This is a genomic window from Actinoplanes palleronii (assembly GCF_016862315.1).
Taxonomy (GTDB): Bacteria; Actinomycetota; Actinomycetes; order Mycobacteriales; family Micromonosporaceae; genus Actinoplanes; species Actinoplanes palleronii.
The window spans coordinates 22,176-42,944 of the sequence record NZ_BOMS01000143.1; the positions used below are offsets into that span (position 1 = coordinate 22,176).

The window sequence follows — 20,769 nt, forward strand, 5'->3', positions numbered from 1 at the left end:
GGCGTCTACGGCCGGACGTCACCCCCACGGTCCTTTTCAGAGATCGGCGGCTGTCACGGCGGCGGCGATCGGCTCGAGACCCGCGATCAGCTCGTCGAGTTCGTCCGCGCTGAGCACGTCGTACGCCGGTGCTGCCAGCTCGTCGGTACGGGCCTCGATCCGTTCCCGGAGTTCCCGGCCGGCGTCGGTGAACCCGCCGTCGGTGTTGACCAGGCCACGGGCGCGCAGCCCGCCCACCACCGCGGCCAGCTGCTCCGCGGGCAGGTGGTGGACCCGGCCGAATTCCTCGGCGCGCATTCCGAGGGTGAGCGCGAGCAGCACGTGCGCCTCGGTGCCGCCGATGCCGTGCGCGACCAGCACGGCGTTGTGGCCGTCGCCGCGGTGCTCGCGCAGCAGGGTCGCCGCGTGCCAGAGCTGGGCGACCGGCTCCTCGGGGACGGCCAGGGCGCGCAGACCGGCGTACAAAATCCGTCCCTCGAGCGGCGCGCTGACCGCGGCCCGGGTGGCGATGGCGGTGACCCGGGCCAGGCCGGGGGAGTGGGCGAGGTCCCCGATCGCCTGGCGCAGTGCGGCGGCGCTGCCCCGCTCGCGCACGGCGATCGCCTCCTGCGGGGTGATCTTGCCCCAGACCCACGGGATGTGCCGGGCCACCTCGCCGTCGGCGAAGTTGTAGAAGACCGCGTGCACCACCTCGGCCGGGGCCAGGCCCAGCGGCGCGGCCCGGCCGGCGAAGTAGCCGTCCCAGTAATTGCGCATGCCGACGGCCAGGAAGGCCTCGTTCGGGATGTCGGAGAACGTGATGGCGCCGATCGGCTCGACCAGCTCGAACATCCGGTGGATCTTGATGAGGGGGTGCGACATCGGTGGTACCTCCGGTGGTCGTGACGGCGCCCCGGGTGGGCAGCCGCTCACCAGGGCAACGAACGGCGCGCCCCGGATACGACAACCCGCCGGCACCGTACTGTCGCGATAGCCTGCAGGGATGACGGCAGAGCGGTCGATGCCCACCCAGGACGACGTGCTCGGGTATTTCGACACGCTGTCGAACTGGGGGCGGTGGGGCGACGACGACGAGCGCGGCACGCTGAACCTCATCACCGACGCGGTCCGGCTGGCGGCGGCGCGGGCGGTCCGGCGCGGGCGGAGTGTGTCGTGTGCGTGGGAGGTCGCCGTGCCGCGGGACATGGAGCGGTCGACGACCACGTGCCCGTGCGCCGCCGACATGCCCGGCGGTGAGAACCTGCCGGCCGCGTTCCACGCCGACCGCCGCTGGGGCTTTTCGACGGAGCGGCTCGGCCTGACGTTCCACGGCAACACGCTCACCCACCTCGACTCGCCGTGCCACCTGTTCTGGGACGGCACGCTGTACAACGGGCGCCCGCACTCCCTGGTCGACCCGGCCACCGGCTCGGCGTGGGCGGCCGTCACGGCGGCGGCGAGCGGGATCGTCACGCGCGGTGTCCTGCTGGACGTGGCGGCGGCCCGCGACGTGCCGTGGCTGGAGCCGGGCCAGGGCGTCTTCCCCGAGGATCTCGAGGAGGCCGAGCGCCGCCAGGGTGTCCAGGTGCGACCGGGCGACGCGGTGCTGCTGCGTACCGGTTACGGCCGCGCCCGCCGCGAGGGCGGCGAGAACAGCGGGTTCACCCAGGCCGGCTGGCACGCGTCCTGCCTGCCGTGGCTGCACGACCGCGGCGTCGCCCTGATCGCCGCCGACACCCCGCAGGACGTGCAGCCGTCGGGCTACCCGGACGTGCTGATGCCGGTGCACGCGGTGGCGCTGGTCGCGATGGGCCTGTGGCTGCTGGACAACTGCGACCTGGAGGCGTGCGCGTCGACGGCCACCGAGCTGGGCCAGTGGGACTTCCACCTGGCGGTCGCTCCGGTCCGTTTCGCCGGCACGTCCGGCAGCCCGGTCAACCCGATCGCCACGTTCTGACCGGCGGCTACAGGTACGGCACTCCGGCGTCGGTGATCTGGGCGGCCAGGTGCATGCGGGCGGAGTCGGACCACAGCTCGATGCGTGCGGTCGCGGCGAGCAGTTCGTCGCCGGCTACCGGGAGGCCGTGCTCCCACGGCTCGGGCCAGCTGGGGAACCGCCGGACCTCGATGAAGCCGCGGGCGGCCAGGGAGACCAGGCCGGGCCCGAGGACGTCGGCGACCTCCTGCCGCGACAGCGCCTCCGGCCAGCCGAGTTCCCACGGCGGCACGGGATCGCCCTCCAGGTCCTGGAGCACCAAGTGTTCCCCGACGTCGAGTCCCCGGTCAGCGTCCATGGCCTGATTCTGCCGGATCCCACGGTCCGGCCCGCGGGTCAGGGCGTCGGGACCAGCAGGAAGGCCCGCCGGGCGTAGTCGCCGCCTTCCGAGCAGGTGTAAGGGCAGGCGTAGCCGACGATGGCGCCGTGGTCGTTGATACCGGCGGCATAGACCAGGGTGACACCGGCCGGAAGGGCCGGGACGCGCCGGTTCAGGTCGACCATCCGGCCGGACTGCCACAGGAACGCGTGGTAGTCCGCGTCGCCGGTGGTCCGGGAGGAGCCGACCACCTGGCCGGACTCGTTGAGCGCACGCGCCTCCGAGTATGTGCCGCCGAGCGTGCCGAGGTCGCGGATCGCGCCGTCGCGCCACAGCGTCGCGTGGATCTGCTCGGTGCGGGTGCCGGAGGCGCCGACGACGTGGCCCAGGTCGTTGATGTCGGTGGCGTAGGTGCCGTTGCCGATGCCGCCGAGGGTGCCCAGGTCGCGGAGCGCGCCACTGCCCGGCCACAGGAACGCGTGCGGGGAGCCGTCCGGTGCGGCGGCCTGGCCGACCACCTGACCGATGTTGTTCACCGCGTTGGCGACGCTGTTGGTGCCCCACGGGCCGGCGCTGCCGCCGAGCGACCCGAGCACGGTGACCTTGCCGTCGCGCCAGACGGCGCCGTCGTCGGGTGCGCCCTGCTGGGTGACCCGGCGGCCGACGACCGTGCCGCTGTCGTTGACGTCCAGGGCGCTGCTGCCGCTGCCGGGTCCCGCACCCGTGCCCAGGTCGGTCAGCACACCGCCGGCGTAGCGGAACGCGTGACCCGGATCGGTCGCGGTCACGCTTGTCGCCCCGACGACGACACCCTGGTCGTTGACCGCGGTGGCGCCGCTGGCCGCGTACGGGCTCGCGAGGATCGTGCCCACGTCGGTGCGGGCGCCGTCGCGCCAGACGAAACCGTGGAAGCCGTAGATGCCGGCGATCGTGGAGTCCCCGACGACGGTCCGGGTGTTGTTCAACCCGGCCGCCATGGCCTGCGGGGACTCGCCGGTGGTCGGTTTCCCGAGCACGCCGAGGTCGATGTAGGTGTACCTGGGCAGTGCCGGCGCGGCGGCGGCCGGTGCCGCGGCGATCCCCGCGCCGGCCAGGACCGCCGCGATCGCGACGTAGCTCGCTGTTCCCGTGAACGCATCGCTGAAGCCCCTCTGGGTATCGAATTAAGTCGATGTCGATTCTGCTCGGCGGGGGCGTCCGAGCTCCTTACGGTCCGCTTACGGCGGGCATCAGCCGCCTCTTGAACAAGCAGATGCGAGGACGAGGCCGGCCTTGACCAGCAGGACGAACGTGTGGTCGCGGATCCGGCCGACCACCTTCCTTCCGCGGGTACGCCCTGCAGCGACTGGCCGAAGGTGTCGGAGCGCGCGCGGCCGTCGCCCTGCTCGCCGCCGCGTTCGGCGGGTACCACCTGCTGAGCCTGGGCACGAACCCGTCGGTGAAGACCGGCGGCATCGCCCTGCCGCTGGGCCTGCACTTGGGCTGGAACTGGACCCAGTGGCACTTCTTCACGTTCGCGGCCGACGACAACCCGGTCGGCCTGTGGAATCCGCTGGTCATGCCGTGGCACACCGAGCATCCGGCGGCGTTCCGGATCGGCTACGCCGTGGCGATGGCCCTGGCGCTGCTCGTCGTGCTGCTGGTGACCCGCCGCCCCGGTGCCGCCCCGCTCTTCCCGGCCGGGACGGGTGCGGTCGCGGTCAGCTGACCCGGCCGCGTTTGCGGCGGCTGCGCAGCAGCTCGACGCCGATCGGGATCACCGAGACGAGCACGATGCCGATCAGGATCAGTTCGATGTTGGACTTCACGAACGCGATCTGGCCGAGGAAGTAGCCCAGCACGGTCACCCCGCAGCCCCACAGCGTGCCGCCGAGCACGTTGTAGAGCAGGAACGTGCGGTAGTGCATGTGGCTCGCCCCGGCCACGATCGGGGTGAACGTCCGGACGATCGGGACGAACCGCGCGAGCACGATCGAGCGGGCGCCGTACTTGGCGAAGAACTCCTGGGCCCGGGTCAGGTTCTCCTGCTTGAACAGCCGGGAGTTCGGGCGGCGGAACAGCGCCGGGCCGAACCGCCGGCCGAACAGGTAGCCGACCTGGTCACCGGCGATCGCGGCGATCGACACCAGCAGGCACATCAGCCAGAGCGGCTGGTGCAGGTAGGTGCCGCCGGCGATGAGCAGGCCGCCGGTGAACAGCAGCGAGTCGCCGGGCAGGAAGAAGCCGAACAGCAGCCCGGACTCGGCGAACACGATGAGCAGGATCCCGACCAGGCCGAACGTCGAGATCAGCCACTCCGGGTCGAGAAAGGTCACGCCTGCAACCTACATTATGTAGGAGGCTATCGCCGGAGTGCGCGGCTCGGGCCGTCCACCGGGCACGGGGTGCCGCGGTCGAACGCGTAGCGGGCCTCGATCGTGTACGTCCCCGCGGCCGGTGCGGACAGGTCGGTCCAGGAGCCGTTCTGGGTCAGGCAGGCGCCGCCGTCCACGTCCTGGTCGACTCCGTCGATCGCGAGCCACGGCGACCAGGCGATCCGCAGCGTGGTGGTGCCGGCGCGGGGCATCCGCACGGTCAGCGCGGCCGGGCCGGCCGAGACCACCGTCGCCGGGGCCGAGACCAGTGGGTCGGAGCCCTCGACCCGGTAGATGCGCCACGCCGCGTCGCTCCACACCAGCGGCAGCCAGGACGGCCCGGCGGTGATGATCTCCGCCTCGGCGATGCCGGAGCTGTCCGGCTCGTCGGTGGGCAGCACCACGTACGCGACGCTCCAGTTGGTCAGCCAGGTGCGGTAGGAGGCCGCGGTCAGGGTGCCGTCGTAGAACAGCGGGTTGCGTTCGACGTCGGCCTGCCGGTTCCAGCCGCGGGCCAGCCCGACGTAGGGCGCCACCACCGAAGCTTCCATATGGGTACGAAGGGGAACGACCTCCACCCGGCCCCGTTGCGCGCCCAGGCGCATCAGCTCGGCGATCATCGGGCTGGCGTCGGACGTGGTCGCGGCGCTCGCCGGTGTGGTGCGGACCAGCCCGGCGAGCGGCTGGAGCACCGTCCAGGCCGCCAGGACGGTGGCCACGGCGTACGCAAGGGATCGTCGACGGACCGAAAGGGCCAGCGGCGCCGCGCAGAACAGGATGGTGGCACCGGCCAGCAGGACGAGGCGTTCCACGTTGCTGCCGATCGGCGTGGGCAACAGCCAGGTCAGGGTGACACCGACGGCGTAGACCCAGGCGCCGGCCCGGATCGTGCGCCAGGCAGGCGGGGTCAGCCGGGCGACGGCCACCGCCGCGCCGACCGTGGCCAAGGCGGCGTACCAGGGGAACGGCTGGACGCCGGAGAACGGGAACAGCAGCGCGGTCGCCGCGATCACCACCGGCGGGCCGGCCGCGAGCAGGTAGGCGCGCCGGCGGCGGCCGATCAGGAACAGCGCCGCCGCGAGCACCTCGATGAACAGACCGGCGACCGGGCTGCACAGCGTCGCCAGCACGCCGAGTCCGGCCGCGATCACCGGGCGGTGCCGCTGCCGCGAGCCGGTCCGCGGCGGTGCGAGGGTGACCGCGGCCAGCGCGAACACCGTGCCGAGCAGGTAGGTGACCCGGCCGGCGGCCAGGTTCGACCAGACCGCGACGGCCATCCAGAGGGCCACCGGCAGCGGACGGCGGATGCCGAACCGGGTCAGGGCGACCCCACCGAGGTACGCGGCGCCGGCGCAGGCGAGCACGCCCGTGGTGCGCACGCCCAGCCACGCCATCAGGTACGGCGAGACGATGCTGTACGAGGCCGGGTGGATGCCGCCGTACCAGGAGAGGTTGTAGGCCGATCCGGGGTGGTGGCGGACGAACGAGGTCCAGGCGTACTGGGCGGCGAGGTCACCGGCGTCGCGGGCGAACCAGAGCGCCCAGACCAGCCCGAGCACGCCGGCGAGCAGCGCCGCCATCGCCGGAGGGCGGCCCCACCAGCGCGGGGTGGCGATGATCGGGCCGGCGTGCACCTGGTCTAGCAGTGTCATCGGGTCGTCTGATCCGTTCGTTTGCTCCCGCCGGTGACGGGCGCGCCGATCCGGGCGGCGGACCGTAACACGTATGGGCTGAAAGAATCTTGAACCAGGGTGTCAAGTGCGTGCCGGTGACCAGCTGTCCACTGGGGACTACAGTGCCCGCGTGACTTCTTCCCTGCGCCCGGAGGACCCGCGCTCTTTGGGCCGTTATGAGATGATCGGCCGCCTCGGTGAGGGCGGGATGGGCGCCGTGTTCCTGGCGCGCGACCCGGCCGGCGGGCTGGTCGCCGTCAAGGTCATCAAGGCGGAGTACGCCCGGGAGGAGAACTTCCGGGCGCGGTTCCGCAGCGAGGTCAACCGGGCGCGGGAGGTGCCGGCGTTCTGCACGGCCGAGGTCCTCGACGCCGACCCCGACCACGAGACGCCGTACCTGGTGGTCGAGTACGTGGACGGCCCGACCCTGGCCGAGGTCATCCGGGAGCAGGGGCCGTTGCGCGGTGGCAGCCTGCACAGCGTCGCGGTGGGCGTGGCGTCGGCGCTGGTGGCGATCCACAGCGCGGGCATCGTGCACCGGGACCTGAAGCCGGCGAACGTGCTGTTCGCGCTCGGCTCCCCGAAGGTGATCGACTTCGGGATCGCCAAGGCCGTCGAGGCGACCAGCCATCACACGGCCACCCAGGAGATGGTCGGCACGCTGGCGTACATGTCGCCGGAGCGGTTCACGCCGGACGCGGATCAGCAGCTGTCACCGGCCGCCGACGTCTTCGCCTGGGGCGCGGTGGTCGCGTACGCGGCGACCGGCCGGAACCCGTTCGCCGGGGACAGCCCGGCGGCGACCGCAGGCCGGATCCTGACCCAGCCGCCGCAGCTGGACGGCCTGCCCGCCGGACTCGCCGGGATCGTCGGGCGGGCCCTGGACAAGGACCCGGCGCAGCGGCCGACCGCGCAGGAACTGCTGCTGGAGCTGACCGCCGGGCCCGGCCGGGACGCGGCGATCCCGGCCGACGTGCACCGGGCCGCCGAGGCCGCCCGGGGTCTGCGCCGGCCCCGGGGCCGGTGGCGGGTCGCCGCGGCGGCCGTCGTGGTGCTCGCCGCCGTGGGCGTCTGGGCGGGTCTGCAGCTCCCGCGGGTCACACCGTCGACCGCGGCGGAACCCAGCGCGTCCCCGGTGGCCGTCCTGCCCACGGCCCGGCAGTCGGCGAAGGAGTTGTTCGACCCGCTGACCGCGGACGGGCTGTGGTCGGCCTCCGGCGACGCGGACAACGGGTGCACGCCCGCCGACGGCCTGATCGTGCAGGCCACCGCGTTCACCCAGTGCGACTACGGCCCCCGGCAGGTCTTCGAGGGCGACACGCACATCACGGTCCGGGCCGAGATGTCGGTGCGGTCCTGCACGCTCATCTGGTTCCGCCTCAGCGCCGACGGCAACAACGGCTACTACGCCTCGGTCTGCGCCGACGACGTCGCCGTGCTGTTCCTGAACGACGGCGCGCTCGACTACTCCGACGAACACAACGTGGTCGCCGGCACCATGAAGACGCTCAAGATCGAAGACAACGGTCCGCACGTGATCGGGGTGGACGTGGTCAAGAGCACCGCCAAGGTGTCGGTGGACGGCAAGACCGTGCTGACCAGTGACCTGTCCCGGGGCAAAGCCGCCGGCGCGCGCCACAAGAGCGGCCAGGTCACCTTCGGGGCAGCGGTCGGCGGCAACGGCCCCAAGATCAAGGTCGTGCTGCGCGACGCGCACGTCACGGCCGCCTGATTTTTGCTCCCGTACTGCACCCGATTCGGGTGATGGGCGCGCCCGGACTGCGATCTGCTGGAGCCATGGGTCGGCGTTGGTGGCGGACGTCCGTCGTGGCGATGGTGCTCGCCATCGCCGGGTACTTGCTGCTGGCGATCGGCACGTGGGTGGAGCTGGCCTGGTCGCTGGTCAACACCCTGGGCCCGACCGCCGTGATCGTGGTCGCCGCGCGGCGACTGCCGCGCAACGCGCGGGTCGCCTGGTATCTGTTGGCTCTCGGCATCCTCGCGAACGGGGCCGCTGTCGTTCCCAACACCATCGTGTACGACGTGCTGGGCAGCGAGGCCTACCCCACCGTCGCCGACGCGTTCTACCTGCTGTTCTACCCGGCCGTGTTGACCAGCATCGGTCTGATGATCCGGCGCTGGCCGCCTCAGCTGATCCGCCCGGCGGTCCTCGACGCGGCCACCATCACCTCGGGCATCGGCGTGCTGGCCTGGGTCTACGCGATCGAACCCGCCCTGGGCGACCCCGAGTACTCCCTGGCCGGGCAACTCGTCCGGGTGGCGTATCCGGTCGGCGACCTGCTGCTGATTTTCCTGGCGCTCATTCTGGTACGCAGCGGCGGCGCGTCCGGAGCCCGCCGCGCGGTCCGCTGGGGCCTCGCGCCGCCGTGGCTCGCCACCGGCCTGATCACGTTCCTGGCCGGTGACCTGGTCTGGCTGCTCATCGGCAGCCGCACGGTGCCGGACTGGGCGACGCGGGGCATCGACACGCTCTACTTCGCCGCGTTCGTGATCCTCGGGTACGGCGTGCGGCACGCCACCGCCACCGACGAGCAGCGCGCCAACGCCATCATGCGGCCACCGGGCATCCCGCTGATGTCGATGCTGCTCCTGGCGCTGCTGATGGCACCGGCCGTACTGATCCTGCAGATGTCGCACGGCGCGTTCCAGCACGGCCTGGCCATCGCCACCGGCTCCACGATCATGTCGGTGCTGGTCGTCACCCGGCTGACGGTGCTGCTGCGCTTCGCGGAACGCCAGACCGCGCAGGTGCGCGACCTGGCCCGCCGCGACGAACTGACCGGCCTGTCCAACCGGCGGGCCTGGACCGACGAGTTGCCCCGGGTGCTGGAGCGGGCCCGGCAGACCGGGTTGCCGGTCAGCGTCTGCATGGTCGACCTCGACCACTTCAAGATGTTCAACGACACCCACGGCCATCAGGCCGGCGACCGGCTGCTCAAGGAGGCCGCCGCCGCGTGGCTGGGCCAGGTGCGCCAGTCCGACGTCCTGGCCCGCTACGGCGGCGAGGAGTTCATCGTGCTGCTGCCCGACACCGGCCTGGAGACCGCCTGCACGATCATGCAGCGGCTCCGGCAGGTGACCCCGGCGGCGCAGACGTTCTCGGCGGGCGCGGCGGCCTGGGACCGCACCGAGACCTCCGAGGAGCTGATCGCCCGCGCCGACGCCGCCCTCTACCAGGCAAAACACACCGGCCGTGACAAAATCGTGGCAGCCGGCCTCGCCGAGGACGCCGCCACCAGCGACGCACCGTCGTGACACGCGGTTCGTTCATGCCGCAGGGATGCGACCCGCGCAGCTGCAGGCGGCCTGCGCGGTCATGCAGCGGCTACGGCAGGTGACCCGGGGTGCATACGCTCTCCAGCGGGGCGGCGGCCCGGAATCGATGCGAGACGTTGTTAGGCCGCCGTCCGGTTGGTTGCGGAGCAATCGGGGAGGTCGCGGGTGGCGGATTTCGGCAGCACGCAGGTCGACCAGTTGATGGCGCAGATGAGGCAGACGCTGGACACCATGCGTCCCGGCCCGCAGGAGGCCGACGTGCCCCGCGAGGATGCGGTCGGCGAGGCGGCTGACGGTCAGGTTCGGGCCGTGATGCGCGCCGGCCGGCTCGATTCCGTCCGGCTCGACCCGCGGGTGATGCGCCTGGCCAGCGAGGATCTCGGCGAGCACATCGTGAGCGCGGTCAACGCCGCGTTGGCTGCCGCCCAGCAGCCGGCCGCCGGCGTCCCGGCTACTGTCGACCCGGCCCGACTGGCCGAGCAGCTGCGCGAGGTGCAGAATGCGTCGGTCCGGCAGATGAGCGCGTTCGGCCAGGCGATGGACGACGTACTGGCCCGGATGCGGGAGCCCGGGAGCGAGCGGCGGTGAGCACCGGCGTTGAGGTCGACCTCGACGCGCTGCGCCGCGCCGGGGAACAGTTGGCTCGCGCGGCGGAACGCCTCGACCGGGAGTGGGCCGGGTTCAGCTCCCAGGTGCAGTCGATGGGCGACATCTTCGGCGACGATGCGGTGGGCGGTTTGATTGGGGCGTCGTACCAGGCCGCGCACCAGATCGCGGACGAGTGCTTCGTGTCGGTGGCGGAGTCGTTCGACGACTTCGGGGTCGGCCTGGAGGAGTCCGCGGACAGCCACGAGGCGAACGAACGGGAGATTGCCGACCGTTTCAACCGGATGATGCGGTAGCCGTCGTGGGGCTGGAGATTCCCGGTGAACTCGCCGACCTGCTCAACGAACTCGGCTACACCTGGCCGAAATCGGACGAGACCCAGATGTTCGCGCTGGGCCAGCAGTGGATCCAGTTCGCCGACACGCTCGGCGAGGTGGGGCAGGAGGCGGACGTGGCGGTGCGTACCGCACTGACCGGCAACCGCGGTGCCGACATCGACGCGTTCCAGGCGAGGTGGTCGGGCGAGGAGGCCGGGCGGCAGGTGCTGGCCGAGGGGGTGACTGGGGCACAGGCCATCGGGGCCTCCCTGATCGTCTGCGCCGGCATCGTCCTTGCTCTGAAGATCAACGTCATCGTGCAGCTGACGGTCCTGGCCGTAGAGATCCTTCAAGCAGTCCTGACTGCACCCGAGACGCTTGGGGCGTCGCTGCTGGAGATCCCGGTGTTCAAGAAACTGACCGACATGGCGATCAATTTTCTGATCAGCCAGGCGCTGGAGGTCGTTCTTGGCTAGCGGAGGAAGTGCCGCCCGGCATGGTGGGGCCGAAGTCGCCGAGGGCATCATTGCCCGGGCCGCCCGGAAACTGCTGAAGAAAGCGAAGAAGGCGGCCGCGCGAAGCGGGAAGACGGCGCGCGGCGCCGCCCGCTCCGGCACCAAAGGCCGGATCAAGGATGCCGGTCTGCCCACGAAGGGGCGTATCCGATACGTCCCGCCGAAGGGCTACAATCCGTCGATGCCGCTGCCCAGGACGCCTCGAGGCGGTTACAAGGACCGCTTCGGCAACGAGTGGACCAAGGGCCCCAGTCGCACTCCCGGTCAGGAGTTCGAGTGGGATGTCCAGCTCCGCGGCAAAGGCAGGGAACAGCTCGGCAAATGGACCCGTGACGGCTCGCACGCGAATGTGTCGCTCGACGGTCACATAACTCACAAGTGATGGTGTCATGCAGTTTTACGAGAAGGTCCGGGTCACCGAGCAGGCGCGCACCGATGAGTTCGTGGGCCAAATCGGGATTGTTACCGGCATCGGCGAGGACGAGGGTCGCGGTGCCAGTTACTCGGTGAAGTTCCCGGACGACGACGAGGAAGCGATGTTCTGGGAGTACGAGCTCGCCTCGACGGGGGTCGTCGTCGACGAGTCCGAGGTCTACAGCGACGACGAGCCGCAGACGGTCCGCGTCGTCGTCGACAAGGACGGCTACGGGGACATCGCTCCCGCCGAGTGATCTGACCGGCTGTTCGTCATCGTTCCGTTGACCCCGTTGACCCCGTTGACCCCGCTGTCTACGCCGGCCGTGGCGGAAACCTTCAGCCGGCGGGCTGCGGGCCGATGGTTCCACGGCTTGGCCGGAAGAGTTCGGTCAGCGGTGAGGGGATGGCGTCGTGCAGGTGGTGGCGGAGAGCCGGGCACAGGTCGGCGTCGACGAGGACACCGCCGCGGTGGCGCGGATCCTGCGGGAGCGGCTGGTCACGCCGGTGGTCCAGCCGATCGTCGACCTCACGACCGGCGCGGTGGTCGGCGTCGAGGCGCTCGCCCGGGGACCGGCCGGTACCGCGCTGGAACGCCCTGACCAGCTGTTCGACGCGGCGATCCGGGCCGGGCAGCTCGCCGCGCTGGACATGCTGTGCATCGAGCGTGCGCTGGAAGCGGTGCTGCTGATGCCGGTGGCGCCGCCGCTGCTGTTCATCAACGCCGAACCGGCCGCGCTGGATCAGCAGCCGTCGCCGCGGATGTGGGAGTTGCTGCGCAGCCGTCCGTCGTACCGGCTGATCACCGAGTTCACCGAGCGGGCGCTGGCCACGGTGCCGGCCGCCCTGCTGGGCATCGCGGGGGCGGCGCACCAACGGGGCAACGGCATCGCCCTCGACGACGTCGGTGCCGACCCGATGTCGCTGGCGTTCCTGCCGTTCGTCGACCCGGACGTGATCAAGCTGGACATGAGCCTGCTGCGCCATCCGTCCGCGGCGGCGACCGCCGAGGTGTGCGCGGTGGTCACCGCGACCGCGCGACGGACCGGCGCCAAGATCATCGCGGAGGGGGTGGAGACCGCGGCGGACGTGGCCACCGCCCGCGCGCTCGGCGCGGACTGGGCTCAGGGCTGGTACTTCGGGCGACCGGCGCCACCGGCGGAGCTGCGGCTCACCGACATCGCCGTCGCGCCCCGACTGCGGGCACCGCGTCCCGGCCTGCACCAGCCGGTCGGCACCCCGTACGAGGTGGCGGCGGCCGGCGGCGCCGACCGGATCAGCGCAGCGGCGGCCCGGCGCGCGCTGGAACGGGTGGCCGCCGCCGTGGACGGCCAGGAGCACGCGGTGCTGCTCGGCTCCTACGGCGCCCCGGACGATCTGGCGCCGTGGCAGCCCCAGGTCGATCAGGTCAGTGCGCAGGCCCCTCTACTCCGCCGTGCTGCGGCCCGACGGGGTGAGCACGCCGTTCCCCGGCGAGAGCTGTCTGGTCGTGATGACCCCGCACCACGCGGTGGCATTGTGCCACCGGGCCGGCGTCGGCGTGCTGCGGACCGACGACCCGGCGACGGTCGCGTCGATCGGCCGGGTGCTGTTGCAGAGGCTCACGGTGGCGGCACTGCCGGCACTCTGATCTGTCGTCTGGGCGACACTCGACATCCGCATCCGGCGACGCGGCGAACCACTCGTGCACACCTCGAGGTTCCCCGAGTCATCGGAAGAGGAGTCCCCATGAACAGCACATCGGGAAGCGGTCTGCGCCGGCTCGCGGTGACCACGGCCGCGACCGTGACGGCACTGGTGTCCGCGGGTGGCGTGGCACAGGCCGCCCCCGCCTCCCTGCAGTCGCAGGAGATCAGGACGTTCGCCGACAAGTGCTTCACGGTACGCAACCAGAGCGCGGCGAACAGCGTGCCGATCGACCAGTTCCAGTGTCAGGGCGACTTCGCCCAGCAGTTCAGCCTGGTCGGGTCCGGCAGCGGGACGCACTACATCACGACGTTCGCCGGCAAGTGTCTGACGGTGCGCAACCAGAGCGCGGCCAACAGTGTGCCGATCGACCAGTTCACCTGTCAGAACGACTTCGCCCAGCGGTTCAGCCTCGTGCCGTCCGGGAGCGGGACCTATTACATCAAGACGTTCGCGAACAAGTGTCTGACCGTGCGCAACCAGAGCGCGGCCAACAGCGTGCCGATCGACCAGTTCACCTGCCAGAACGACTTTGCTCAGCGGTTCAGCATCACGGTGCCGGCGTGACGAACCGCAGGTGACGGGTGGCCCTGTTCCCGCAGACAGGGCCACCCCATCACCGGGTGCCGTCGCAGACCCGGTCGCGGCCGGCGCGTTTGGCCTCGTACAGGTGGTGGTCCGCGGCCGCGAGCGTGGCCGACGGTGTGCCGGCGCCGTCGCAGGTGACCGTGGTGACGCCGACGCTGGTGGTCACCGCGAGCGTGCCGGTGATCGGGGCCCAGTCGTGCTCGGCCACCGCCCGGCGCGCCGCCTCCGCGGTCCGCAGCCCGGCGGCGGCGTCGAAACCCGGCAGGAGCAGCACGAACTCCTCGCCACCGAGCCGGGCCACGGTCGCCGCGGCCGGCACCGACCGGAGCAGGACCGTGGCCACCTCCTGCAGCACCCGGTCGCCGGCCTGGTGCGACAGGGTGTCGTTGACCGTCTTGAAGTGGTCCAGGTCGAGCAGCGCCACCGACAGCACCCGGCAGGCGGGGCCGGCCAGCAGGGTGGGCAGCAGCTCGTCGACGTAGCGGCGGTTGTGCAGGGTGGTGAGCGCGTCGCGGTAGGCCATCTCGCGGAACGTCGCGCTGGCCCGCCGGGCCTCGTCGGCCTCGTAGACGGCGTGCAGGCTCTGGGCGCGCGCCTCCCGCTGCGCCGACTGCAGCGCCTGCGTCTCGGTGTGGAAGCGCCGGAACTCCTCGAACGCCTCCTGCCAGCGGCCCGCCGCGGCGTACAAAAGTGCTTGTGCCTCTCGGGTCTTGGCCCGGAAGCCGGGCAGGTCCCGCTCGGCGCACAGCCGCACCGCATGGTCGAGGGTGCGTTGCGCGCGGTCGTAGGCGTGCTGCTCCCGCTGCGCCTCGGCGGCGGTGACCAGCGCCTCGACGATGGCGTGACCGACGTTGAGCAGGTGCGCCGAGTCGTCGTCCCACAGCGGTGCCAGCTCGTTCTCGGCCTGCGCGTAGCGGCCGGACATCATCCAGACCCGGGCCATGGTGTCCAGGTTGCTGGCCGGGATCGGGATGCCGTGGCTGCGGGCGATCTCCCGCATCCGGTCGGCCAGCCGCTCGGCAAGCTCCCGATCGCCCTGCTCGAACGCGGTGTAGGTCATGTTGTTGAGCACGGTCAGCGTCATCAGCTCGTCGCCCAGCGTCTCGGTGATGGCCAGCGCCTCGGCGAACCGCCCGGCGGCCTCCTCGGTGGCGCCGGTCTCGTCGAGCACCACGGCCAGTGACATCAGGTGCCGGGCCCGGATCGCCGGCAGGACGTCGTCGCCGGTGTGCGACATGCACTGCACGACGTGCGCCATGGCGTTGGCCAGATCGCCCACCGAGTAGAAGAACACCGACAGCTGCCGGTGGCTGCGGGCCAGCAGATAGGCGTCGCCGATCTGGACCGCTTCGGGGTAGACGGCGTGGGCGATCCGGCCCAGCTCGACGGTGTCGCCCTCCCGGCCCCGGACGTCGCCCAGGTGCAGGGTGGCCCGCAGGTAGAGGTCGCGCCGGCCCAGGCGCACGGCGAGGCGCTGCGCCGCGAGCGCCCGGTCGCGCTCGGCGGACAGGTCGGGAGCGGTGATCAGCTCCAACTTCAGCAGCTCCGCGGCGAGACCGGCGGCGGTCTGCGGCGGCGCCACCTGCTCGAGCATCGACATCTCGGTCCCGTCCATAGGTTCGTTCCCTCCAGGCTGGCAGCCCGAGGTTGCGAGGGACCGGGGAGGACGATTGCCGGGCGGTAGCGCCGCCAACCAGCTTGATCACGTGCCGGATGTGCCGAACCTCCTGATGAGGCGTTGACAGGGGGACCATGGCCATGCAGGCTGGGCGCGTTCGCGATGGTGTTCATCCTGCGCCGCCGCACACCGGGCTGGGACCTGCCCGGCCTGATCGACGCGGCCATCCTCACGGTCGCGGCCGGCCTGCTGTGCTGGGTCTACCTGATCGGCCCCACGGTCGGCGACACCGGCGCGACGGCCGCGACCCGGCTGGTCTCGGCCGCCTACCCGCTCGGTGACCTGCTGCTGCTCGCGCTCGGCGCCCGGCTCGTGCTGAGCACCCGACGAACTCGGTGGCGGTCCGCGCGCTGGTCGGCTACCTCGTGCTGACCGTCGCCCCAGTACCTGCGCGGGGCGCCGCTGCACGTACCGCTGATCTGCGCGTGCTGCGGAGCACTCTTCCTGCTGGTGATCGGGCGGCTGGCCGGGATGGTCGCGGTACAGCGCCGGATGGCGGTGATCGACAGTCTGACCGGGCTGCACACCCGCCGCTACTTCCAGGACGCGCTGACCGGCCTGGCGAAGTCACCGCACCACGGCGCCGCGGTGGTGCTGCTCGACATCGACCACTTCAAACAGGTGAACGACACGTACGGGCACGACGGCGGTGACCGGGCCCTGCGCGAGGTCGCGCACCGGCTGTCCCGGGCGGTGCGCCCCGGTGACGTGCTCGCCCGCTACGGCGGTGAGGAGTTCGCCGTCCTGCTGCCGCGCACCTCACCGCCGGAGGCGCGCCGGGTCGCCGACCGGATCCATCGCGCGGTCCGGGAACGGCCGGTGCCGGTCGGCCCGGCCGCCGAGATCACCGTGACGGTGTCGGTCGGGGTGGCCAGCATGCCGGCCGACGTGACCGAACCCGACCGGCTCCCGCTGCTCGCCGACCAGCTGCTCTACCAGGCGAAAGGCGCCGGCCGCGACCGCGTGGTCAGCCCGGTGCCGCACCCGCCCGCCACCGCGGCCGCGTGACGGCTCAGGTCTTCCCGCCGGTGGCCGAACGGCAGACGAGGGGGGTGACAGATGACGTTTGCGCGCTCGGCCGCCCGTACCGTCGGATTTTCGATCTTGTATCTGGTGGCGGCGTACCTCGGCCGGCTGACGGTCCTGGACGACACGAACCTCAGCCTGGTCTGGCCGGCCGCCGGCATCCTGGTCGTCTGGTTCGTCGCCCAGCGCGGATCCCGGTGGCAGTGGCTGGACGGGCTGAGCCTGGCCGCGATCACCATGGCGGTCAACCTCGCGACCGGCGCGAGCGCGGCCCTGGCGGCGTTCTTCGTGGCCGCCAACCTGGTCCAGGCCTACCTGTTCACCGCCCTGTTCCACCGCTGGCTGCCGGAGAGCGTGACCAGTAGTGATCACGGCGAGGGCCTGTCGCGGCTGTGGCAGGTGTGGCGGCTGGTCGGCGCCGCGGCCATCGCGAGCGGGGCCGGCGCGCTGATCGGCCCGACCGGGGTGTGGCTGACCGGTGGGGCGTACTCCTGGCCGGGCGCGCTCGTCTGGGTCACCCGCAACGTGGTCAGCATCCTGCTGATCAGCATCGCCGTTCGCGGTGTCGGCCGGTCGTGGGCGCGCCGGCACTCCTACCGGCCGCGGGCCCTGCCGGTCGGCCGCACGCTCGAGTACGCGCTGCTCAGCGTCGCCTCCGTCGCCGCGTACTACCTGATGTTCGGGCTGTCGAACGACCTGCCCGCGGCGTTCGCGCTGATCGCCATGACGGTGTGGGCCGGCGTGCGGCTGAACACCACCTACGTGGTGCTGCACAACCTGGTGTTCGGCACCCTGGCCGTGCTGTTCACCCTGGCAGGCGAGGGCCCGTTCGCGATGATCGCATCGCATCCGGTCCGCGCCCTGGTCGCGCAGCTGTTCGTCGGCACCGTCGCGATCGTCGGGTTGTCGCTGGCGCTGTCCCGCGACGAACGCAACGCGCTCACCGCACGGCTGCGCGAGCAGGCGCAACTGCTGACCACGGTCATCGAATCGGTCAGCGAAGGCATCGGCGTCGTCGATGAGCAAGGCGCCTTTCTGGTACGCAATCCCGCGATGGGACGGCTGCTCGGCGGTTTCACCAGTCTCGACGAGAGTGCCGAGGCGGCCACCTACTACGGCGTGTTCCACCTCGACGGCACCCCGGTCGCCGAGGAGGATCTGCCGCAGCGCCGGGTGCTCGCCGGTGAGCAGCTCGCCCCGACCGAGTACCTGATCCGCAACGCCGGTGTCCCCGAGGGCCGGATCGTCAAGGTCACCGCGGTGCTGCTGCCCGGCCACATCAACGAGCAGCCGCACGCCGTGGTCGCCGTGTACGACGTCACCGCGGACCGCCGGCACCGCGACGAGCTGGCCAACTTCGCCGGTGTCGTCGCCCACGACCTGCTCAACCCGCTCGCCACCGTCGAGGGCTGGAGCGACGCGCTGCTGGAGGACCTCGACGACCCGGCCGCGCTGGTCGACGGCATCGGCCGGATCCAGCGGGCCTCGGCACGGATGCGCACCCTGATCGACGACCTGCTGGTCTACACCACCTCCCGCGACGCCGCGCTGATGCCGGCCCGCTGCGATCTCACCAGCCTGCTCGCCGACATCACGGCCGGCCGGATCGATCACGCGCAGAGCGCCGGTGAGGCCGTGCCGTCGTTCCGGTGCGGCGACCTGGCCGCCGTCGACGGCGACCCGCTGCTGGTGCGGCAGCTGCTGGAGAACCTGGTCGGCAACGCGATCAAGTACACCGCCCCGGGCGTCACCCCGGCGATCACCGTCACCACCGCGGCCGACCCGGACGGCGACGGGCTGACCCGCGTCGAGATCACCGACAACGGCATCGGCATCCCGGCCGGGCACCACGACGCGGTCTTCGGCAACTTCCACCGCGCGCACCGCGACACCGACTACACCGGCACCGGGCTGGGCCTGGCCATCTGCAAACGCATCGTGGAGCGGCACGGCGGCACGATCGCCGCGGCCGACAACCCGGCCGGGCCGGGCACCCGGATCAGCTTCACGCTCCCGTCCGCCACCATCCCGGCCCGCGCGCCGACCGGCCCGAACACCCACCGGATGCCGTCGTCCTTCGACCAGGCGCGCTGACCGCTACCGGCGTTCCGACGTTTCGGTGACGGCCGGGTCGCCGGCCATCAAGCGTGCCTCGGCGTGGCTGCCGGTGTGCACGACCGGCGTGGCGAGCTCGGCGCCCTCGATGTCGACGTTCGGCAACCGCCGCAGCCAGCGCGGCAGCCACCAGGCACTGCGGCCGAGCAGGTGCAGCACGGCCGGGACGAGTGTCATCCGGACCAGGAACGCGTCGATGGCCACGCCACTGGCCAGGGCGAGACCGATGGCCTTGATGGTGGCGTCGTCGCCGAAGATGAACGCCGCGAACACCGCCGTCATGATCAGACCGGCCGCGGTGACCACCCGGGCGCTGTCGCGCATCCCGTCGGTGATCGCCCGCCGGGCGTCGCCGTGGTGGGTGTACGCCTCCTTGATCCGGGAGACCAGGAAGACCTCGTAGTCCATGGCCAGGCCGAACAGGATGCCGATCACCAGGACCGGCAGGAAGCTCAGGATCGGCCCGGAGGCCTCGACGCCGAGCAGCCCGCCGAGATGTCCCTGCTGGAAGACGAGCGTGACCATGCCCATCGAGGCGCCGAGCGAGAGCAGGAAGCCGAGCGCCGCCTTGACCGGGACCAGGATCGAGCGGAACACCAGCAGCAGCAGGATCAGGGCGAGCACCACGATCAGGATCAGGAACGGTGCGAGGGCGCTGCTGAGCTTGTCGGACACGTCGTTGTTGAACGCGGTCGTGCCGGTGACGTACGCGGTGATCCCGGCCTGCTTGGCCTGCTCACCCGCGGCGCGGATCCGCCTGACCAGGTCCTTGGTCTGCTCGGAGTCCGGGCCGGACCTCGGGATGACCGACAGGATCGACACGTCGCCGGCCTCGTTGGTGGCCGCGGCGACCGCGACGGCGATGTCCGCGTCACCTTGGAGCATGGTGGCCGCCTGCGCGGAGACGGCCTTCATGTCGGTACGGCCGGGCCCGGACAGCACGAGCGTGAGCGGTCCGTTGAACCCGGCGCCGAACCCTGCGGCGAGCAGGTCGTAGGCGCGACGTTCGGTGCTGGCGGTGGACTTGGTGCCGTCCGAGGGCAGTCCGAGGCGCATGTCCAGCACCGGGAACGCCATGGCGCCGACCACGGCCAGGCAGGCGAGCACGGTCAGCCACGGGCGGGCGGTGGCGATGCGGGCCCAGCGCGTACCGAAAGGGTGGGGTTGGGGTTCGGCGCGCCGGTGCAGGAAAGCGATCCGGCTCCGGGTGATCCGGTTGCCGGCGAAGCCGAGCAGCGCCGGGATGAGGGTGAGCGCCAGGACCACGGTGATGGTGACGGTGCCGGCGGCACACAGGCCCATCACGGTCAGGAACGGGATGCCGGCCACGGCCAGCCCGCACAGCGCGATCACCACGGTCACGCCGGCGAAGACCACGGCGCTGCCGGCGGTGGCGGTCGCGGTGGCGATCGACTCGTGCACGGCCATCCCGTCGTGCAGCTGCTGGCGGTGCCGGGCCACGATGAACAGCGCGTAGTCGATGCCGACGGCCAGACCCAGCATGGTGGCCAGCGCCGGTGCGGTCGCGTTGAGCGTGACGAAACCGGTGATCACCTGGATCCCGAGCATGCCGGTGGCGACGCCGACCAAGGCGTTCAGCAGCGGCATGCCGGCGATCAGCAGACCGCCCAGGGTGACGGCCAGCACCAGGTAGGCGATCACGACGCCGTAGGCCTCGCTGCTGCTGCCGGCCTCCTCGGTGGTGGAGATGACGCCGCCGGAGAACTCGACCTGCAGGCCGGCCGCGCGGGCCGGCGCGGCGATCGCCTCGAGGGCGTCCTTGGCCTCGTCGGTGATGTCGGCGACCGCCACGGCGTAGCTGACGTCGGCGTACGCGATGCGTTTGTCGCCGCTCAGGGTGGCCTTGGTGAACCCGGTGACTGAGATGACCTGCGGCGCCTGGGCGAGCGCTGCCAGGGCGTCGGAGGCCAGCGTGGTGTAGGCGGATTCGGTCAGCGTGTGCCCGGCCGGCGCGGCGACCACGATCCGGGCGCTCGCCCCGCCGGTGCCGGGAAACTTGGTGGCGAGCAACTCGATGGCCCGCTGCGACTCGGTGCCCGGGATCGTGATCGCCGAGCTGGTCGGCTGGGCCAGGGTCGCCGCGCCGACGCCGACGGCGGCCAGGACCGCCACCCACACCGCCAGGACCAGCCAGCGACGCCGGGCCGCGGCGCCGCCGAGCCGGAAGAGAAGGTTCGCCACTGAT

General features: G+C 71.8%; 20 protein-coding genes. 13 read left to right on the plus strand and 7 right to left on the minus strand.

Annotation, left to right across the window (positions count from 1 at the left end):
• Positions 1-36 precede the first annotated feature (36 nt).
• Entirely contained in the window at positions 37-861 is an 825-nt protein-coding gene (locus Apa02nite_RS42235) for an SCO6745 family protein (protein WP_203830095.1), read from the minus strand.
• A gap of 121 nt (positions 862-982) precedes the next feature.
• On the opposite strand from Apa02nite_RS42235, the gene Apa02nite_RS42240 reads away from it, so the two are divergent.
• Entirely contained in the window at positions 983-1,936 is a 954-nt protein-coding gene (locus Apa02nite_RS42240; protein WP_239164941.1) for a cyclase family protein, read from the plus strand.
• A gap of 7 nt (positions 1,937-1,943) precedes the next feature.
• On the opposite strand, the gene Apa02nite_RS42245 is transcribed toward Apa02nite_RS42240, so the two are convergent.
• Together Apa02nite_RS42245 and Apa02nite_RS42250 are read right to left on the minus strand one after the other, a co-directional pair.
• A complete protein-coding gene (locus Apa02nite_RS42245) occupies positions 1,944-2,273 on the minus strand; it encodes a hypothetical protein (protein WP_203830096.1) in 330 nt (109 codons plus the stop codon).
• A gap of 38 nt (positions 2,274-2,311) precedes the next feature.
• The gene (locus tag Apa02nite_RS42250) at positions 2,312-3,310 is read right to left on the minus strand and encodes a hypothetical protein (protein WP_203830097.1); all 999 of its coding nucleotides are present in this window, start codon (positions 3,308-3,310) and stop codon (positions 2,312-2,314) included.
• A 422-nt stretch (positions 3,311-3,732) separates the two neighbouring features.
• Here Apa02nite_RS42250 and Apa02nite_RS42255 point away from each other — a divergent pair, with 422 nt between their 5' ends.
• Positions 3,733-4,002, plus strand: a complete 270-nt coding sequence (locus Apa02nite_RS42255) for a hypothetical protein (RefSeq protein ID WP_203830098.1) — start codon at positions 3,733-3,735, stop codon at positions 4,000-4,002.
• Here Apa02nite_RS42255 and Apa02nite_RS42260 read toward each other — a convergent pair.
• Together Apa02nite_RS42260 and Apa02nite_RS42265 are read right to left on the minus strand one after the other, a co-directional pair.
• On the minus strand, positions 3,995-4,609 hold the full coding sequence (locus tag Apa02nite_RS42260; protein ID WP_203830099.1) for a DedA family protein: 615 nt from the start codon (positions 4,607-4,609) through the stop codon (positions 3,995-3,997). The two genes, Apa02nite_RS42255 and Apa02nite_RS42260, sit on opposite strands and share 8 nt — an antisense overlap.
• Before the next feature lie 26 nt (positions 4,610-4,635).
• A complete protein-coding gene (locus Apa02nite_RS42265; RefSeq protein WP_203830100.1) occupies positions 4,636-6,300 on the minus strand; it encodes a DUF8823 domain-containing protein in 1,665 nt (554 codons plus the stop codon).
• A gap of 151 nt (positions 6,301-6,451) precedes the next feature.
• Between Apa02nite_RS42265 and Apa02nite_RS42270 the strand changes: the two genes are divergently transcribed.
• From Apa02nite_RS42270 to Apa02nite_RS42305, 8 genes are all read left to right on the plus strand, one after another.
• Positions 6,452-8,053 carry a serine/threonine-protein kinase gene (locus tag Apa02nite_RS42270; protein WP_239164942.1) on the plus strand — a complete coding sequence of 534 codons (1,602 nt, stop codon included), beginning with the start codon at positions 6,452-6,454 and terminating at the stop codon, positions 8,051-8,053.
• 65 nt (positions 8,054-8,118) lie between these two features.
• Entirely contained in the window at positions 8,119-9,597 is a 1,479-nt protein-coding gene (locus tag Apa02nite_RS42275) for a GGDEF domain-containing protein (RefSeq protein ID WP_203830101.1), read from the plus strand.
• 186 nt (positions 9,598-9,783) lie between these two features.
• A complete protein-coding gene (locus Apa02nite_RS42280; protein ID WP_203830102.1) occupies positions 9,784-10,206 on the plus strand; it encodes a YbaB/EbfC family nucleoid-associated protein in 423 nt (140 codons plus the stop codon).
• Positions 10,203-10,520: a WXG100 family type VII secretion target gene (locus Apa02nite_RS42285; RefSeq protein WP_203830103.1), complete on the plus strand. Its 318-nt coding sequence runs from the start codon at positions 10,203-10,205 to the stop codon at positions 10,518-10,520. The genes Apa02nite_RS42280 and Apa02nite_RS42285 overlap by 4 nt, the downstream gene beginning before the upstream one ends.
• Before the next feature lie 5 nt (positions 10,521-10,525).
• Entirely contained in the window at positions 10,526-11,017 is a 492-nt protein-coding gene (locus Apa02nite_RS42290) for a WXG100-like domain-containing protein (protein ID WP_203830104.1), read from the plus strand.
• Complete coding sequence (locus Apa02nite_RS52120) at positions 11,010-11,438, plus strand: polymorphic toxin type 17 domain-containing protein (RefSeq protein ID WP_203830105.1); 429 nt, start codon at positions 11,010-11,012, stop codon at positions 11,436-11,438. Before Apa02nite_RS42290 ends, Apa02nite_RS52120 begins: the two co-directional genes overlap by 8 nt.
• A gap of 7 nt (positions 11,439-11,445) precedes the next feature.
• Complete coding sequence (locus Apa02nite_RS42300) at positions 11,446-11,727, plus strand: hypothetical protein (RefSeq protein ID WP_203830106.1); 282 nt, start codon at positions 11,446-11,448, stop codon at positions 11,725-11,727.
• A 157-nt stretch (positions 11,728-11,884) separates the two neighbouring features.
• The gene (locus Apa02nite_RS42305) at positions 11,885-13,723 is read left to right on the plus strand and encodes an EAL domain-containing protein (RefSeq protein WP_203830107.1); all 1,839 of its coding nucleotides are present in this window, start codon (positions 11,885-11,887) and stop codon (positions 13,721-13,723) included.
• Between the two features lie 49 nt (positions 13,724-13,772).
• Here the strand turns inward: Apa02nite_RS42305 and Apa02nite_RS52125 are convergent, their stop codons facing one another.
• Positions 13,773-15,359: a GGDEF domain-containing protein gene (locus Apa02nite_RS52125; protein ID WP_203830108.1), complete on the minus strand. Its 1,587-nt coding sequence runs from the start codon at positions 15,357-15,359 to the stop codon at positions 13,773-13,775.
• 165 nt (positions 15,360-15,524) lie between these two features.
• On the opposite strand from Apa02nite_RS52125, the gene Apa02nite_RS42315 reads away from it, so the two are divergent.
• The 3 genes from Apa02nite_RS42315 (at position 15,525) to Apa02nite_RS42325 (ending at position 18,542) form a co-directional block, all read left to right on the plus strand.
• A complete protein-coding gene (locus Apa02nite_RS42315; protein WP_203830109.1) occupies positions 15,525-15,794 on the plus strand; it encodes a hypothetical protein in 270 nt (89 codons plus the stop codon).
• A 78-nt stretch (positions 15,795-15,872) separates the two neighbouring features.
• A complete protein-coding gene (locus Apa02nite_RS42320; protein WP_203830110.1) occupies positions 15,873-16,430 on the plus strand; it encodes a GGDEF domain-containing protein in 558 nt (185 codons plus the stop codon).
• A gap of 51 nt (positions 16,431-16,481) precedes the next feature.
• On the plus strand, positions 16,482-18,542 hold the full coding sequence (locus Apa02nite_RS42325; protein ID WP_203830111.1) for a sensor histidine kinase: 2,061 nt from the start codon (positions 16,482-16,484) through the stop codon (positions 18,540-18,542).
• Positions 18,543-18,545: 3 nt separating this feature from the next.
• Here the strand turns inward: Apa02nite_RS42325 and Apa02nite_RS42330 are convergent, their stop codons facing one another.
• A complete protein-coding gene (locus Apa02nite_RS42330) occupies positions 18,546-20,765 on the minus strand; it encodes an MMPL family transporter (RefSeq protein WP_203830112.1) in 2,220 nt (739 codons plus the stop codon).
• Positions 20,766-20,769 lie beyond the last annotated feature (4 nt).